This window comes from Methylobacterium gnaphalii, from assembly GCF_007992215.1.
Classification (GTDB): Bacteria; Pseudomonadota; Alphaproteobacteria; order Rhizobiales; family Beijerinckiaceae; genus Methylobacterium; species Methylobacterium gnaphalii.
Genome location: NZ_BJZV01000004.1, coordinates 75,553 through 91,141 on the forward strand (window position 1 = coordinate 75,553; position 15,589 = coordinate 91,141).

A 15,589-nucleotide genomic window follows, 5' to 3' on the forward strand; every position below is an offset into this window, starting at 1 on the left:
ATGTCCATGCCTGACCGCGCGGCCGCGGCCCCCGTCCCCACGCTTCGCGGCTTCGCGGAGGTGGCGGAGTCCTACGACCTCGTCCTCTGCGACGTCTGGGGCGTGCTCCATGATGGCCGCATCGGCCACAGGGCGGCCGGCGAGGCGCTGATCCGCTACCGTGGACTGCCTGGGGAACGGCCGCGCCGCGTCATCCTCGTCTCGAACGCGCCGCGTCCCTGGCGCGGAGTCCAGACCATCCTCGACGGCTACGGCGTTCCGCGCGACGCCTACGACGCCATCCTGACCTCGGGGGACCTGACGCACGAATTGCTGGCGCAGCATCCGGGTGAGCGGGTCTATCACCTCGGTCCGGATCGCGACCGTCCGATCTACGAGGGACTCGATCTGAATCTGGTCTCGCCGGCTGAAGCGCAGCGCGTTGTCTGCACGGGCCTGTTCGATGACGACACCGAGACGGCCGAGGATTACCGGGAGGCCCTCGCCGATTTCCGGGCGAGAGAAATCCCGATGATCTGCGCCAACCCCGATCTGGTGGTTGAGCGCAATCGCCAGCTGATCCCCTGCGCCGGCGTGATCGCCGCGGCCTATGCCGAGATCGGCGGCGAGGTCGTCTATGCCGGCAAGCCGTATCGGCCGATCTACGACGCGGCCCTGGCCAAGGCCGGAACGCTCGACGGTCTGTCCGCGCCCGACCTCACCCGGGTGGTGGCGGTGGGCGACGCGATCCGCACGGATATTGCCGGGGCGAGCGCGGCGGGCATCGCCTCGATCCTCGTCGCCCGCGGGATCCATGCCGAGGAACTCGGACTTACCGCTGAGCATCACAGTCTCGGCGACCTCGCCGACTGGCTCTCGCGCCAGCCGGTCAGGCCCGATGCCGTGATTGAACGTCTCGTCTGGTGAGGACCAGCCTCAGCTGCCCTTCTTGGAGGTCAGCTTGAGAATCTCGCCGTTCTCGCCTTCGGTGACGGCATAGATCGCGCCGTCGGCGCCGACCTTCACATCGCGGATGCGACGGTCGAGCGGGACGCGCTCTTCGGTGACGACGGTGTCTCCGGCTAGCTTGAGCACGACCAGTCCCTCGCTGACGAGGCCACCGACGATGAACTGGCCCTTCCAGGCCGGAAACATGTCCTTGTCGTAATAGGCGATGGCCGAGGGACCGATGACCGGATCCCAGTAATAGACCGGCTGCGACGTGCCGGCTGCCATGGTGGCGCCGTCGGCGATTTTATCGCCGGAATATTCAAGGCCGTAGGTCGCGATTGGCCAGCCGTAATTGATGCCGGGGCGCGGGCGGTTGAGCTCGTCGCCTCCGCGCGGACCGTGCTCCACAATCCAGAGGCGGCCCTGGCCGTCCAGAGTCGCGCCCTGCACGTTGCGGTGGCCATAGGACCAGATCTCGGGCTTCGCCTTTTCGCTGCCGGCGAAGGGGTTGTCCTTCGGCGCGTTGCCGTCCGTGTCGATGCGGAAGACCTTGCCGAGGCCGCTGGTGAGATCCTGGGCCTGTCCGCGGGTCTGCTTGTCGGAGCGCTCGCCCACGGTGACGAACAGCTTGCCATCCGTCGAGAAGACGAGGCGCGAGCCGAAATGCTTGTCGCCGTCATAGGTCGGTGTCTGGCGGAAGATGACCTTCAGATCGTCGAGCTTGGCCGTGCCGCCGCTCTCGATCAGCTTCGCCTTGGCCACGGTGGTGCCGTTGCCCTTCTCGCGCGGCTCCGAATAGCTGATGTAGACGAGCCGGTCGGCGGCGAAGCTCGGGCTCAGGGCGATGTCGAGCAGTCCGCCCTGGCCGCGAGAATCCACCTTTGGCACGCCCGCCACAGCGTCTCCGATGGCTCCTTCCTTGGAGATGATGCGGATCTTGCCCGCCTTCTCGGTCACGATCATGCGCCCGTCGGGCAGGAATTCCAGCGCCCAGGCCGAAGCCAGGCCCTTGGCAACCGAGGCGACCTCGACCTCCGTCTTCTGCGGGGGCTGAGGTGCACGGGTCTGGTTCGGCAGGAGTGGCTTGTAGTCGGTGTTCGGCGCCTGCGACTCGGCGGTGCTCCCGGTGCCGGACGCGTTCGGCGTCTGGAAAGCCTCGCCCCCCAAGCGAGCCTTCGGCGTGCCCGCATCGTTGGTCTGGGCGAAGCCGCTCTGCTGACCCAGCCCGAGGGCGGCGACGGTAGCGAGCAGGAGAGGGAGAGTGCGCTTCACGTGATCAAATCCTTGAAATCGGGCTCAGCCGCGGGTGGGTCCGCCGTCCGAGCGCCTCCCCGGTCCCGGCGGTGCATGCTCCGCGAGAGGCCAGAATGAGTCCGAAAACCGCGAAGTGGCGCGGGTCACCTCCGCAGATGGGGCAGCAAAGCCCCGCGGCGAGGGTTGGCGGCCTAATCGGTGCCGTTAACGTCCACGCCGACGCGCGATCGGCGAGGTTCATTGTCACCGCACGCGGACGACGGATCGGCATGAGATCCTCGCGTGTCAGGCCTGTCTCCGGCGAGGGCGCCTTGACCGTACGGCGGGGCATCGCCAATTCTGCATCAATCCCCCGGCATCGTCCCTCTGCGAGGATCGATCGCGCGACGCGGCATGGGTCCGCGGGGAAACGAGATTGTGAAAGGGTTTGACGATGGCGACGGTCAAGGTAACCGATGCGAGCTTTGAGCAGGATGTTCTTCAGTCCGCCGAGCCCGTCGTCGTGGATTTCTGGGCGGAATGGTGCGGTCCCTGCCGCCAGATCGGCCCGGCGCTGGAGGAGATCTCCACGGATCTGCAGGGTAAGGTGAAGATTGCCAAGGTTAATGTCGACGAGAACCCTGGCATCGCCTCGACCTACGGCATCCGCTCGATCCCGACGCTGATGATCTTCAAGGATGGCAAGCTCGCCAGCCAGAAGGTCGGCGCGGCGCCCAAGGGCGACCTCTCACGCTGGATCCAGGCCAGCGCCTGACCGTTCCGGCGCGCCCGCCGATACAGCGAAGCCCGGCCGAGAGGCCGGGCTTTTTCGTTGGCGTGTCATGCGTTGGACCAGCGCAACGAGAAAAGCCCGGCCAGATGGCCGGGCTTTCCTGCGAGGGTCGAGACCCGCGGGTTCGGCTTAGTACGAGCCGAACTTGTAGTTGATGCCGGCGCGCACAACGGCGAACTCGGTGTCGTTGCGGCCCGACGGGCCAGCCACGAGAACGTTGCCACCGACACCGGTCGCGAAGGTGGTGCCAGCGCCGTTCACGGCGAAGACACCGGCGTTGCGGCCGTTCTGATCGAGGTTCACGTACAGACCTTCGACCTTGAACGTCACTGCCGAGGAGCGGAAGAAGTTCAGGAACGAGTCGGTGGGCAGAGCGTATTCGATGCCGCCGCCGACGGTGTACCCGGTCTTGAAGTCGTCGGTCGAGGAGTTCGGCAGGCCGAACTGACGGCCGCCGCCAGCGCCATAGGCGAAACCGCCGGTGGCGTAGAACAGGACACGATCAAAGGCGTAGCCGAGACGACCGCGGACGGTGCCGAAGTAGTCGAGGCCCGACAGGCCGTTCGGGTTGAAGAACAGCACGCCCGGATTGGCGACGCCGCCAGCCACAGCGAAGTTGTTCCGGCCGCGGCCGAAGTCGGCGTACTGGGCGTCGGCTTCGACACCGACGACCACGCCCGAACCCGGGGTGAACTGGTAGTTGTAGCCGATCTGACCGCCGCCGACGAAACCGTCGTTGCTGGCGCCGTTACCGAAGGCGAAAACGCCCGTGGTCGGAGCACCAGCAGCGGTCAGCACGAGGCCGTTGGCGGGAACGCCGATGATCGTCGGAGCCTGATCGCCAACGCCGAAGCCGTAACCAGCGTTGAAACCGGCGTAGAAGCCCGTCCAGGTGAAGACCGGAACCGGCGTGAAGACGGGAGGAGCCGCGCGGCGCGGCAGGTCGGCCGCGGAAGCGGCGGCGGTGAGCGCCGTGAAGGCGGCGAAGGATGCGAGAAGCTTTTTCATTGTTTGATCCCCAGCGAAGTGCCCGATCGCCGGAGAAGCTAGACCATTCCGCCCAGGAGTGATGTAGCCTCGAGGACACACCGTTTGCTTTGAAGCGGTCGCCAAAATTCGAGCCAATCGGCGATGGTGCCCTTCTCAGACGAGAATCGCGCCATCTCGGCAATGAATGCGATCCCAGCATTCATCGAGGTCATGGTTACTGTGTTCTTAATCCAAAATTTCGCGCGGTGACGGGACGATTGCCGGCGAAAACTTGAGAATCAGGCCGGCGGCGTCCCGTTCGCTTCGAGAACGGCCCCCGCAAGATAGAGCGAGCCGCAGATCAGCACGCGGGGCGGTTGCTCGAAGGGGAAGTTGGAGAGGCCTAGCAAGGCGGCTTCGGTGCCCCCTGCTACGCGCGTCGATAGTCCGACGGATTCGGCGATCTGCGCGACCTCTTCGGCCGGACGAGCTGCGATCTGGCCGGGAATCGGTACGGCGACGAGCGTGCGCGCGAGCCCGACGAAGTTCTTCAGGAAACCCTCGGCATCCTTGGTGCCGAGCAGTCCCACCACCAGCACGAGGGGCACGTTGCTGCGCTCGGACAGGTCGGCCATGGCAGCAGCGAGGATGCGGCCGCCATCGGCATTGTGGCCGCCGTCGAGCCAGAGCTCCGCATCCTTCGGCATCATGTCGGCGAGTCGCCCACGAGTGAGTCGTTGCAACCGGCCCGGCCAGTCGACGTTGCGCAGGCCGGCCTCGTAGGCGGACGTGCCGAGGTCGCCGAATCCTGCCGCGCGCAGCGCTGTGATCGCGGTCCCGGCATTCACGAGCTGATGGCGCCCGGTCAGTCGCGGCAGCGGCAGGTCGAACAGCTCGGCCTCGTCCTGGTAGACAAAGCGGCCGCTCTCCTGGTGGACCGAGAAATCCTGGTTGCCGACGAGAATCGGCGTGGCGCCGACCCGTTCGGCCTGGCGGCACAGCACCGCATCAGCCTCGGCATAATCCTGGGCGGCGATGACGGCGGGACAGCCGCGCTTGAAGATGCCGGCTTTCTCGGTCGCCACCAGTTCAAGGGTGTCGCCGAGATACTCAGCATGGTCGCGCCCGATCGGCGTCACTACGGCGCAGGCGGGCTGCGCGATCACGTTCGTGGCATCGACCCGGCCGCCGAGGCCGACTTCGAGCAACAGCACGTCCGCCGGGGCTTCGGAGAAGAGCAGCAGCGCCGCGGCGGTGGTAATCTCGAACACCGTGATCGGATCGCCGGCATTGGCGGCCTCGCAGCGGGCGAAGGCCTCGGCGAGGCGCTCCTCGGGCACGAAGGTGCCCCCGCCGATGCCGCCGATCCGGATGCGCTCATGGAAGCGCACGAGATGGGGCGAGGTGTAGACGTGGGCGGCCAGACCCCCGGCTTCGAGAATCGCCCGCATGAAGGCGATGGTCGAGCCCTTGCCGTTGGTGCCGGCGACGTGGATCACCGGCGGCAGGCGTCGTTCCGGGTGGTTCAGCTTCGCGAGAAGGTTCTCGATCCGCCCGAGCGACAGGTCGATCGTGCGCGGATGAAGGGCGAGGAAGCGCCCCATCAGGGCGTCTGATGAATCCATGTCTCGCTGATCGCGGTCTTCTTGATCGGTTCGATGGCCGGCGGGTCAGGCGGCCTTGGCGGTGGGCACGTTCAGGAGCAGACCGCAGAGCCGTGCGATCGTCTCCTTGAGATCCTTGCGATGCACGACCTGGTCGACCATGCCGTGCTCGCGCAGGTATTCCGAACGCTGGAAGCCGTCGGGCAGCTTTTCACGGATGGTCTGCTCGATCACACGGGGGCCGGCAAAGCAGATCAGCGCGCCCGGCTCGGCGAGATGCACGTCGCCGAGCATCGCGTAGGAGGCGGTGACGCCGCCGGTGGTGGGGTTGGTGAGCACCACAATGTAGGGGAGCTTGGCCGCATTGAGCCGGCGCACGGCGACGGTGGTGCGCGGCATTTGCATCAGCGAGAGGATACCCTCCTGCATGCGCGCGCCGCCAGAGGCCGAGAACAGCACGTAGGGCGTCCGCTTTTCCAAAGCCGTCTCGGCGCCGCGCACGAAAGCCTCCCCGGCCGCCATCCCGAGCGAGCCGGCCATGAAGGCGAATTCCTGCACCGCGATCGTCGTCGGTAGGCCGTTGACCCGGCCGAACCCGATCTTGAAGGCGTCCGGCATGCCGGTCTTGGCGCGGGCTTCCTTGAGGCGGTCGACGTATTTCTTCTCGTCGCGGAACTTGAGCGGGTCGGTGGCCACCTCGGGAAGCGGCACGTCGATCCAGGTGCCCTCGTCGAACATCGTCTTCAGGCGCACCTGGGCGCTCATCTTGAGATGATGCTCGGAGCCGGGGATCACCCAGAGGTTCTGCTCGACCTCCTTGTGGAAGACCATCTGCCCCGTGTCGGGGCACTTGATCCAGAGGTTCTCCGGGGTCTCGCGCTTGTTGAAGAGCGTCTTGATTCTCGGCCGAACGACCTCCGAGATCCAGTTCATCGGTTCGACCATGCGAACGTCCCTGCCGCGAAACGACGGATATCGAGCCGGACTGCCTCACCGGGCGATCGGCTCATCGGCGAGCGCTTTATCCCAGATCCTGTCGCGGCGAAACGGATCGCGTGCGCCGCGGCTGGCCAGTCGTCATTCGGCGATGGCCGCGGCACCACTGTCGGGATTGACGCCGTCGACGGCCGCGGGCTTCCGGCGCACCGGCCGTGGCGCGACGCTCGCCGTCGGTGCGGTCACGCCCAGCCGGGTAGCGAGCGAGATCGCGCGGGCCTCCGTGTAGCGCAGATGGCAGAAGCCATGCGCGCCCTCACGAGCATAGGTCCGGCAGATCTCCTCGCGGTCGGACGAGAAGGCGGCCTGCTCCTGGACGATGGGGCGCACGTCCTGCCCGCGCACGCGCTGAGTCATGATCTTGTAATTGTCGTAGACGGCGCGGTCGGCGGTGCCGCGGGCGCTGTCGAACTCGCCCGAGCGCGCGATCAGGCTGGCGGCGGGCGGCCCCCACAGACCCTTCGGCGTGGTGGCGCAATCCGCGGCGGAGAAGGTGCAGATCGCGCTGCCGCCGAGCGGCGTCGCGAGCACACTGCCGTCGAGTATCTCGAAGCGGAGAGGGCATTCGGCTGCGGCCGCCTCGAACCGCGTGACGCCCTCGGGCTTGCCGGAGGAGGTCAGGGCGACTGGCGCGCCGGCGCTGAGCTTCACCGTGCAACTCTCGGTCGGTTGCGAGATCTTGGTGCCCGGCAGCGTCACCTTGGCGGTGACGCCCGTGCCCGCACGTTCGAGCTTCAAGCCACCGGTCAGACCGTTGAGCATGAGATCCTGTCCGAAGACGTTGTCCTCGACCGGCGTCCGAAGCACCACCGGCTGGCGCGGCGGCGGTGGGGCCGTGGGCTTGGCCTCCTGGGACGGATCGACCGGCCCGGGCGCACCCGGGACCGGCTCGGCAGGGACGGGCTGGCGCGGCACGGGCGGCCTTGCCGCGCGCCCGATTCCGAACAACTCCTCGAAGAAGTTCTGCGCGCTCGCCGGTCCGGGCACGAGTGCCGCCGGTAGCGCGAGAGCCGAGAGGACGAGGAGGGTGCGGGGGAGGCTCATGACAACTCTCGCCCGTGGAGCGGGGTCGGCGCCCGCGGCGATGCCGGCTTCGCTGCGGGTGCGAGGACATCGTGAGGGCAGGATGGGCCACGCTCTAGCATGAGACCCGTGGCAGGGACGTGGCAGGCCCGTAACATTTCGGGGGCAGAACGGCGAATCGGGTTGCCGATTCCTCGACCGTCACGGGTTCGCGGCCGACTTGGCGGGTCGTCTTGCGGCTCCGCAACCACATTCTTATATCCGGCGAGGCACGGCGAGGGGGCCGATCCGACCGGGTTACGGTGTGGACCCTCCCCCTAGTCCGTTTCCACGCTTTCAGTTTTGCACCGCCATTAAACCCAGCCATGGGCCGAGCTGCTTCGGGGCTCGGCGGTCTGCTTGAACAGAGAACCAGAGGGATCCCACCATGGGTAAAGTCATCGGTATCGACCTCGGCACCACCAATTCCTGCGTCGCCGTTATGGAAGGGTCGCAGGCCAAGGTCATCGAAAATGCGGAAGGCGCCCGCACCACGCCGTCCATCGTCGCCTTCACCGACGACGGCGAGCGCCTCGTCGGCCAGCCGGCCAAGCGCCAGGCCGTCACCAACCCCGACCGCACCTTCTTCGCGATCAAGCGTCTCGTAGGCCGGACCTTCGACGACCCGATGACGAAGAAGGACATGGGTCTCGTCCCCTACAAGATCGTGCGCGGCGACAACGGCGACGCTTGGGTCGAGGCCGACGGCAAGCGCTACTCGCCGTCCCAGATTTCCGCCTTCACGCTGCAGAAGATGAAGGAGACCGCCGAGTCGCATCTCGGTCAGCCGGTCACGCAGGCCGTGATCACGGTCCCCGCCTACTTCAACGACGCTCAGCGCCAGGCCACCAAGGATGCCGGCAAGATCGCCGGCCTGGAAGTGCTGCGCATCATCAACGAGCCGACCGCGGCCGCGCTCGCCTATGGCCTCGACAAGAAGAAGAGCGGCACCATCGCAGTCTACGACCTCGGCGGCGGCACCTTCGACGTATCGATCCTCGAGATCGGCGACGGCGTGTTCGAGGTGAAGTCCACCAACGGCGACACCTTCCTCGGCGGCGAGGACTTCGACAACCGGATCGTCGAGTACCTGACGGCCGAGTTCAAGAAGGAGCAGGGCATCGACCTGACCAAGGACAAGCTCGCCCTTCAGCGCCTCAAGGAGGCTGCCGAGAAGGCCAAGATCGAGCTGTCCTCGGCCACCCAGACCGAGATCAACCTGCCCTACATCACCGCCGACAACACGGGGCCGAAGCATCTGGCTCTCAAGCTGTCACGCGCGAAGTTCGAGTCGCTCGTCGACGATCTCGTGCAGCGCACCGTCGAGCCCTGCCGCAAGGCGCTCAAGGATGCCGGCGTGAGCGCGTCCGAGATCGACGAGGTGGTGATGGTCGGCGGCATGACCCGCATGCCGAAGGTCACCGAGGTCGTGAAGTCGTTCTTCGGCAAGGAGCCGAACAAGGGCGTCAACCCGGATGAGGTCGTTGCCATCGGCGCCGCGGTCCAGGCCGGCGTGCTCCAGGGCGACGTCAAGGACGTGCTGCTCCTCGACGTGACCCCGCTCTCGCTCGGCATCGAGACGCTGGGCGGCGTGTTCACCCGCCTGATCGACCGCAACACCACGATCCCGACGAAGAAGTCCCAGACCTTTTCGACGGCCGAGGACAACCAGAACGCGGTCACCATCCGGGTCTTCCAGGGTGAGCGCGAGATGGCGGCCGACAACAAGATGCTCGGCCAGTTCGACCTCGTCGGCATCCCGCCGGCTCCCCGCGGCATGCCGCAGATCGAGGTGACCTTCGACATCGACGCCAACGGCATCGTCAACGTGACGGCGAAGGACAAGGCGACGAACAAGGAGCACCAGATCCGCATCCAGGCCTCGGGCGGTCTTTCCGACGCCGACATCGAGAAGATGGTCAAGGATGCCGAGGCGAATGCCGCCGAGGACAAGAAGCGCCGCGAACTCGTCGAGGTGAAGAACCAGGGCGAGAGCCTGATCCACACCACCGAGAAGTCGGTGGCGGAGCATGGCGACAAGGTCGGCGCCTCCGAGAAGGGCGCCATCGAGTCCGCCATCGCGGCCCTGCGCACGGCGCTCGAGGGCTCCGACGTCGAGGCGATCAAGGCCAAGACCAACGACCTGATGCAAGCCTCGATGAAGCTCGGCGAGGCGATGTACGCCGCGAGCCAGGCCGAGGGCGCGCCCGAGGGTGGTGCGGCTCCCGGCGCCGAGAAGAAGGACGATGTCATCGACGCCGACTTCCAGGAAGTCGACGAGAAGAGCGAGAAGAAGCGGGCCTGATCTCAGGCGTCGCGACGATGGGGCCGGAGCGATCCGGCCCCGATACGTTCTGTCGGTCTTTTGTGCAGTGACGGTATGAGGACGTCTTGATCCCCGGGCATCCCTCGGGGATCAAGCATGTCGAGGGTTTCGAGGACGGGCATGTCGAAGCGGGACTACTACGAGGTTCTTGGTGTCACGAAGACGGCGACCGAGACCGAGCTGAAGGTCGCCTTCCGCAAGCTCGCCATGGTCCACCATCCGGACCGCAATCCCGGCGACAAGGAAGCCGAAATCAAGTTCAAGGAGGTCAACGAGGCCTATCAGTGCCTCTCCGACAGCCAGAAGCGCGCGGCCTATGACCGCTTCGGCCATGCCGCTTTCAGTCAGGGCGGAGGTGGCCCTGGGTTCGGCAACGAGTTCGGCGACTTCATGTCAGACATCTTCGAGAACTTCTTCGGGGATGCGCAGGCCGGGCGCGGCGGTGGCGCCCGCGGGCGCGGCGGCGCGCCGGGTCGCGAGCGCGGCGCGGATCTGCGCTACAATCTTGAAATCACGCTCGAGGAGGCCTTCTCGGGCAAGACCGAGACGATCAAGATTCCGACTTCCATCGCCTGTGAGACCTGCTCCGGCACGGGCGCCAAGCCGGGCTCCAAGGCCAGGACCTGCCAGACCTGCGCCGGTTACGGACGGGTTCGTGCGGCGCAAGGTTTCTTCGCCATCGAACGCACCTGCCCGAACTGCCACGGCCGCGGCGAGGTGATCGACGATCCCTGCTCGGCCTGCTCAGGGGCAGGCCGCGTCGAGCGCGAGCGCAGCCTCTCGATCAACGTGCCGGCCGGCGTCGACGACGGCTTGCGCATCCGGCTTGCCGGCGAGGGCGAGAGCGGGTTGCGCGGCGGCCCCTCGGGTGACCTCTACGTGTTCCTTTCGATCGCGCCGCATCAGTTCTTCCAGCGTGACGGTGCCGACCTGTTCTGCCGCGTGCCGATCTCGATGGTCACGGCCGCGCTCTCGGGCGAGATCACCGTGCCGGTGATCGACGGCGGCCAGACGCAGGTCCGCATCCCGGCCGGGACTCAGGCCGGCAAGCAGTTCCGCATCAAGGGCAAGGGCATGCCGGTGCTGCGCTCGCGCGAGGTCGGTGACCTCTACATCCAGGTCTCTGTCGAGACGCCGCAGAACCTGACCAAGCGCCAGCGCGAGTTGCTCCAGGAATTCGATCAGTCGGCCTCGGCCGAGAACCACCCTGAGAGCGCCGGTTTCTTCTCGAAGGTGAAGGATTTCTTCGTCAGCGGGACGATGCGCCAGTGATCGCCGATCGCGGGATCAAATGCGGCACATTTCCTGTTATGGCTGTGGCGGCAGGTCGCACCGGGTCGCGATTTGCTGGCAGCAAGCCTCACAGCGGTTGCTGGCTTGACTGTGTGAAGCCTTTCATCGTCTAGCCTTTTCGCCCAACTCCGACCCGAGGGTCTCAGCTCTTGCCGCCGCTACGCCGTCCCAGCGCCAAAGCCGTCGCCGTGTCCAGCAGCATCAAGCGTTCACCGGCCGAACGGCGAGAGGCCTTCGAGGACGATGCTCGCTTTCTCCGCTCCTGGTTCGAGCGTCCCCTCGTCACCGGTTCGGTGACGCCTTCGGGGAAGATGCTCGCCCGGACAATGGCCTCCTACGTCGATCCCCGCATAAGCGGTCCGGTGATCGAACTCGGTCCCGGCACCGGCCCGGTGACCGAGGCCCTCATCCGCCGCGGCATTGAGCAGGAGCGGCTGATCCTGGTGGAGTTCAATCCGGCGTTCTGCGAGCTGCTGCGTGGCCGTTTCCCGCGCGCGACCGTGCTGCAGGGGGACGCCTACCGCATCCGCGATACGCTCAAGGGATTGGTCGAGATGCCCTGCGCGGCGACGATCTCCAGCCTGCCGCTCTTCACCAAGCCGATGGAGCAGCGCATGAACCTGCTCCAGAACGCGCACGACCTGATGCATCCCGGCGCACCCTTCGTTCAGTTCACCTACGCCGTCGTGCCGCCGATTCCAGCGAAGTGCGAGGCGGGCAGCTACACCGCGAGCCGTTCCAACAAGGTCTGGCTCAACCTGCCCCCAGCGCGGGTATGGGTCTACCGCCGGCCCTGACGCTCCATTCCCGCGTATCCCCTCTAACCGCACGCGATGAGAGGGCCGCGCGCACCTCATCGTGCAAGCAGCGAGCTCAGGCAGAGCCGACGCGGTGTTGAGGGGCTGCCGCCAGATCAGGCACATCCTGTAACCCGCATCCCTGGCTGCCGCCTCGATTGGCCGACGGCCAGGTCGTTAGATCCCTCTCTCCGCAAGTGGCGCAACCAGACTGTTCGCTGGATGGATTGGTGGCTTTGTTCACCGCTTGCCGCACTTTGTTGCAGTTTGTTGCTTTTCCTCTCACGCCACATTCAGGGCGCGCGCCCTAGATCTTCTCATCCAGGTCGGAATCCCCGGCCCTAGAGAAGGAGCTCAGCATGACGAAGGATCGCTCGACCCGGCGAGGGCGTACAGCTCTTGCCGCTGTAGCCGTGATCGCAGGCGGACTCTTCGCAGCCGTGACTGGGTCAGCTCAGGCCGCGCCGCTCGCCCCATCCGCGGCCGAGATGGTGGCAGGTGATGCCGGTACGACCGCCGTGCATTGGCGTGGCCATCGTGGCTGGGGCCATCATCATCACCCCGGTTGGGGGCACCGCCACCACGGCTGGGGACATCGTCACCATCACCATGGCTGGGGTCACCGTCACCACGGCTGGGGCCACCACCACCACCACCATGGTTGGGGCCATCGTCACCGCTGGTAGCGGAGCTCAGCTGACGCGTTCGAGGATCGCCTCCCTGATCTCCAGCGCGTCGACTCCTACGCGGTAGGCGGCCCTCAGGGCCGCCGCCGCAACCTCTGCGGCGCCTTCGTCGCGGGCATGCACCATCCCAAGCGGGGCCCCCGCGCCGACTGTATCACCCGGCCGCGCCAGACTTGAAAAGCCGACGGCATGATCGATCCCGTCCTGTGGTCGCGTGCGTCCACCGCCGAGCCTGATCACCGCTAATCCGATTTCCCGAGTCGCTATGCGCGTGACGATGCCCGGCGCCTCGGGCTCGACCGCCTGGATGACCGGTGCCTTGGGTAGGTGCGCACTCGAAGCCCGCAGCAGATTGCTCGGGCCTCCGAGACCCGCAATCATGCGCTCGAAACGCTCGGCCGCCTGCCCAGAGTCTAGCGCCCGCTCCAGCCGCTCCGCGCCCTCGGCCACATCCGCCGCGAGACCGCCAGCCACCAGCATCTCGGCAGCGAGCGCCAGCGTCACCGCGTGGAAGCGCGGCTCCCGGCTTCGACCGGCGAGGTATTCGATCGCATAGGTCACCTCGACGGCGTTACCGGCGGCCGAGGCCAGCGGAGCGTCCATGTCGGTGATCAGTGCGACGGTTCGCATCCCCGCGCCGTTGCCGACGCCCACGATGCTCTCGGCCAGTGCCCGCGCCTCGTCGAGCGTGCCCATGAAGGCGCCCGAACCAGCCTTCACGTCCATGACGAGCCCGTTGAGCCCCGCAGCAAGCTTCTTGGAAAGGATCGAGGCGGTGATCAGGTCGAGCGACTCTACCGTGCCGGTAATGTCGCGGATCGCGTAGAGACGCTTGTCGGCCGGGGCGAGGTCGCTGGTCTGACCGATGATCGCGCAGCCCGTTTCCGTGACTGTTTTCCGGAAGGCATCGAGCCCCGGCGTCGCATCGTAGCCGGCAATGCTTTCGAGCTTGTCGAGAGTGCCACCGGTATGGCCAAGGCCGCGCCCCGAGATCATCGGCACGTAACCGCCGCAGGCCGCGACCATCGGGGCCAGCGCGAGGCTTACCGCATCGCCGATGCCCCCTGTGGAGTGCTTGTCGAGGACGGGGCCCGGCAGATCCCAGCGCAGCACGGTGCCCGATTGCGTCATCGCCCGAGTGAGTGTGACCCGCTCGCCGAGTGACAACCCGCGGAAGAACACGGCCATCGCGAAGGCCGCCGCCTGTCCCTCGGTGACGCTGCCGTCGGTGAGCCCACTGATGAAACCGGCAATCGTCGCCTCGTCCAGCAGGGCCCCGTCGCGCTTGGCCCGGATGACCTCTTGCGGCAGCTTCACGGCGCGGCGTCCCTGGCCCGGACGAGATCGGCGTAGAGGCTGCTCGCACCGAGCCGCATGGTCCTGGGAGTTGCCCAGGCCGGTCCCATGATCCGGTCGGCGAGGTCGAGATAGGTCGCGGCATCCCCGACGGTCTTGAGGCCGCCGGAGACCTTGAGGCCGCCGCGGCCGTGACCGTGGATCGCCTGCAGCATGACCTCGGCCGCCTCTGGCGTCGCCGAGACAGCGCTCTTGCCGGTGGAGGTCTTGATGAAGTCGGCGCCCGCTTCGAGGGCAATCCGGCTCGCCTCGGCGATGGGCTCCGCCGCGGCCAGGATGCCGGTCTCGAGGATGACCTTCAGCGGCTGGCCGTGGTCGCAGACCTCGCGCACGGCCAGGATCATGTCGCGCACCAGGGCTTTCTCGCCGCGGAGCAGCGCAGCGTAGGGCATGACCAGGTCGATCTCCTGCGCTCCGTCGCGCAGGGCCTGGACCGTGTCCTCGATGGCCAGCGCCACATCCTCGCCGCCGGCCGGAAAGTTGATCACGGTCGCCACCGCGATCGGGTCGCCGTGCAGTCCGCGCAGGCACTGCCCGACGAATTGCGGCCAAACGCAGACCGCCGCGACGCGGCCCTCCCGTGCCGTGCGGCAGAGCGTATCGATGGCGCTCGCCCTGCAGGCATCGCCGAGATCGGTGAGATCGAGGAGCGGGATCGCGCGGCGGGCGTAGCCCGCTTCGTCCTGCGGCGAGAGCATCGGGCTATCCGTCATGATCCGGGCGTCGAAGAGGGGAGGGGCAGGCGCCTGACGAAGGCGGTGACGAGGCGTGCGAGATCGTCCGCGGCGCGGGCCGCGACAGCCTTGGTCTCGGCATGGTGCGGATCGCTGCCCGCGATACCGGCGGCGTAGTTGGTGACGACGGAGAGGGCAGCGACCTTCAGGCCGAGGAAGCGCGCAAGGATCGTCTCGGGCACTGTCGACATGCCGACGAGATCGGCGCCGAGGTGCCCGGCCATACGCACCTCGGCCGGCGTCTCGAAGCTCGGCCCCGAGAACCAAGCGTAGATGCCCTCGTGCAGGGGAATGCCGGTCTCAGCGGCGGCCTCATGCAGCCATGTCCGGAAGCCAGGATCGTAGGCGTCAGTCATCGGCACGAAGCGAGCATCGCTCGCCTCGCCGATCAGCGGGTTGAGGCCCGACAGATTAATATGGTCACGGAGGACCACGAGGCTGCCCGGCCCGGCCTCCGGCATCAGCGAGCCGGCAGAGTTCGTCAGCAGTAGCGTCGCGACGCCGAGTTTCTTGGCGACCGTGAGCGGCAGCCGCATGGCCGCGGCATCGCCCGTCTCGTAGGCATGGATGCGCCCCTCGAAGACCAGCACTGGGCGATCTGCGAGGCGCCCACGAAACAGCGACCCCGCATGCCCGCTGACGCCCGAGCGCGGGAAGCCGGGGATATCGGCATAGGCGATGCCGATGCGTTGCCCCAGGCAGGAGGCTAGGCCGCCGAGACCGGTGCCGGTGACGATGGCGCAGGCATAGGGTCCCTCGAACCCGCCCCGGCGCAGGCATGTGAGAGTGTCCTCGAGAGGCATCTCGTCA

General features: G+C 67.0%; 14 protein-coding genes. 5 read left to right on the forward strand and 9 right to left on the reverse strand.

All coding sequences use genetic code 11. The features are described 5' to 3' along the window. Positions 1 to 6: 6 nt before the first annotated feature. On the forward strand, positions 7 to 906 hold the full coding sequence (locus tag MGN01_RS04740) for a TIGR01459 family HAD-type hydrolase (RefSeq protein WP_147045439.1): 900 nt from the start codon (positions 7 to 9) through the stop codon (positions 904 to 906). Positions 907 to 915: 9 nt separating this feature from the next. Here the strand turns inward: MGN01_RS04740 and MGN01_RS04745 are convergent, their stop codons facing one another. Further along, on the reverse strand, positions 916 to 2,202 hold the full coding sequence (locus tag MGN01_RS04745) for a PQQ-dependent sugar dehydrogenase (RefSeq protein WP_147045440.1): 1,287 nt from the start codon (positions 2,200 to 2,202) through the stop codon (positions 916 to 918). Between the two features lie 415 nt (positions 2,203 to 2,617). On the opposite strand from MGN01_RS04745, the gene trxA reads away from it, so the two are divergent. Then, a complete protein-coding gene (gene trxA, locus MGN01_RS04750) occupies positions 2,618 to 2,938 on the forward strand; it encodes a thioredoxin (protein WP_147045441.1) in 321 nt (106 codons plus the stop codon). Between the two features lie 147 nt (positions 2,939 to 3,085). Here trxA and MGN01_RS04755 read toward each other — a convergent pair whose 3' ends face one another. The 4 genes from MGN01_RS04755 to MGN01_RS04770 form a co-directional block, all read right to left on the reverse strand. After that, positions 3,086 to 3,964, reverse strand: a complete 879-nt coding sequence (locus MGN01_RS04755; RefSeq protein ID WP_147045442.1) for an outer membrane protein — start codon at positions 3,962 to 3,964, stop codon at positions 3,086 to 3,088. Between the two features lie 260 nt (positions 3,965 to 4,224). Further along, positions 4,225 to 5,550: a bifunctional folylpolyglutamate synthase/dihydrofolate synthase gene (locus MGN01_RS04760; RefSeq protein WP_147045443.1), complete on the reverse strand. Its 1,326-nt coding sequence runs from the start codon at positions 5,548 to 5,550 to the stop codon at positions 4,225 to 4,227. Between the two features lie 45 nt (positions 5,551 to 5,595). Further along, positions 5,596 to 6,474: an acetyl-CoA carboxylase, carboxyltransferase subunit beta gene (gene accD, locus MGN01_RS04765; protein WP_147045444.1), complete on the reverse strand. Its 879-nt coding sequence runs from the start codon at positions 6,472 to 6,474 to the stop codon at positions 5,596 to 5,598. Positions 6,475 to 6,606: 132 nt separating this feature from the next. Next, the gene (locus tag MGN01_RS04770) at positions 6,607 to 7,569 is read right to left on the reverse strand and encodes a hypothetical protein (protein ID WP_147045445.1); all 963 of its coding nucleotides are present in this window, start codon (positions 7,567 to 7,569) and stop codon (positions 6,607 to 6,609) included. 406 nt (positions 7,570 to 7,975) lie between these two features. Here MGN01_RS04770 and dnaK point away from each other — a divergent pair, with 406 nt between their 5' ends. From dnaK to MGN01_RS04785, 3 genes are all read left to right on the forward strand, one after another. Next, a complete protein-coding gene (dnaK, locus tag MGN01_RS04775; protein ID WP_147045446.1) occupies positions 7,976 to 9,892 on the forward strand; it encodes a molecular chaperone DnaK in 1,917 nt (638 codons plus the stop codon). A gap of 141 nt (positions 9,893 to 10,033) precedes the next feature. Beyond that, complete coding sequence (gene dnaJ / locus MGN01_RS04780; protein ID WP_147045447.1) at positions 10,034 to 11,185, forward strand: molecular chaperone DnaJ; 1,152 nt, start codon at positions 10,034 to 10,036, stop codon at positions 11,183 to 11,185. Positions 11,186 to 11,355: 170 nt separating this feature from the next. Next, positions 11,356 to 12,003 (forward strand): class I SAM-dependent methyltransferase, encoded by a 648-nt coding sequence (locus tag MGN01_RS04785; protein ID WP_147045448.1) that lies wholly within the window; start codon positions 11,356 to 11,358, stop codon positions 12,001 to 12,003. A gap of 449 nt (positions 12,004 to 12,452) precedes the next feature. On the opposite strand, the gene MGN01_RS23410 is transcribed toward MGN01_RS04785, so the two are convergent. Genes MGN01_RS23410 through MGN01_RS04805 form a run of 4 tightly spaced genes read right to left on the reverse strand, consistent with a single transcriptional unit; the run spans position 12,453 to position 15,582 of the window. Continuing rightward, positions 12,453 to 12,674: a hypothetical protein gene (locus tag MGN01_RS23410; protein WP_170245837.1), complete on the reverse strand. Its 222-nt coding sequence runs from the start codon at positions 12,672 to 12,674 to the stop codon at positions 12,453 to 12,455. Positions 12,675 to 12,695: 21 nt separating this feature from the next. Further along, on the reverse strand, positions 12,696 to 14,006 hold the full coding sequence (deoA, locus tag MGN01_RS04795; RefSeq protein ID WP_147045450.1) for a thymidine phosphorylase: 1,311 nt from the start codon (positions 14,004 to 14,006) through the stop codon (positions 12,696 to 12,698). After that, positions 14,003 to 14,758 carry a deoxyribose-phosphate aldolase gene (deoC, locus tag MGN01_RS04800; protein ID WP_147045451.1) on the reverse strand — a complete coding sequence of 252 codons (756 nt, stop codon included), beginning with the start codon at positions 14,756 to 14,758 and terminating at the stop codon, positions 14,003 to 14,005. The genes deoA and deoC overlap by 4 nt, the downstream gene beginning before the upstream one ends. Beyond that, complete coding sequence (locus tag MGN01_RS04805) at positions 14,755 to 15,582, reverse strand: purine-nucleoside phosphorylase (protein ID WP_147045640.1); 828 nt, start codon at positions 15,580 to 15,582, stop codon at positions 14,755 to 14,757. Before MGN01_RS04805 ends, deoC begins: the two co-directional genes overlap by 4 nt. Between the last annotated feature and the right edge of the window lie 7 nt (positions 15,583 to 15,589).

Bases quoted from the DNA above. Each gene is read 5' to 3' on its own strand.
- MGN01_RS04740 (WP_147045439.1), top strand. From the start codon at position 7: ATGCCTGACCGCGCGGCCGCGGCCCCCGTCCCCACGCTTCGCGGCTTC.
- trxA (WP_147045441.1), top strand. From the start codon at position 2,618: ATGGCGACGGTCAAGGTAACCGATGCGAGCTTTGAGCAGGATGTTCTT.
- MGN01_RS04755 (WP_147045442.1), bottom strand. From the start codon at position 3,964: ATGAAAAAGCTTCTCGCATCCTTCGCCGCCTTCACGGCGCTCACCGCC.
- MGN01_RS04760 (WP_147045443.1), bottom strand. From the start codon at position 5,550: ATGGATTCATCAGACGCCCTGATGGGGCGCTTCCTCGCCCTTCATCCG.
- accD (WP_147045444.1), bottom strand. From the start codon at position 6,474: ATGGTCGAACCGATGAACTGGATCTCGGAGGTCGTTCGGCCGAGAATC.
- MGN01_RS04770 (WP_147045445.1), bottom strand. From the start codon at position 7,569: ATGAGCCTCCCCCGCACCCTCCTCGTCCTCTCGGCTCTCGCGCTACCG.
- dnaK (WP_147045446.1), top strand. From the start codon at position 7,976: ATGGGTAAAGTCATCGGTATCGACCTCGGCACCACCAATTCCTGCGTC.
- dnaJ (WP_147045447.1), top strand. From the start codon at position 10,034: ATGTCGAAGCGGGACTACTACGAGGTTCTTGGTGTCACGAAGACGGCG.
- MGN01_RS23410 (WP_170245837.1), bottom strand. From the start codon at position 12,674: ATGGCCCCAACCATGGTGGTGGTGGTGGTGGCCCCAGCCGTGGTGACG.
- deoC (WP_147045451.1), bottom strand. From the start codon at position 14,758: ATGACGGATAGCCCGATGCTCTCGCCGCAGGACGAAGCGGGCTACGCC.
- MGN01_RS04805 (WP_147045640.1), bottom strand. From the start codon at position 15,582: ATGCCTCTCGAGGACACTCTCACATGCCTGCGCCGGGGCGGGTTCGAG.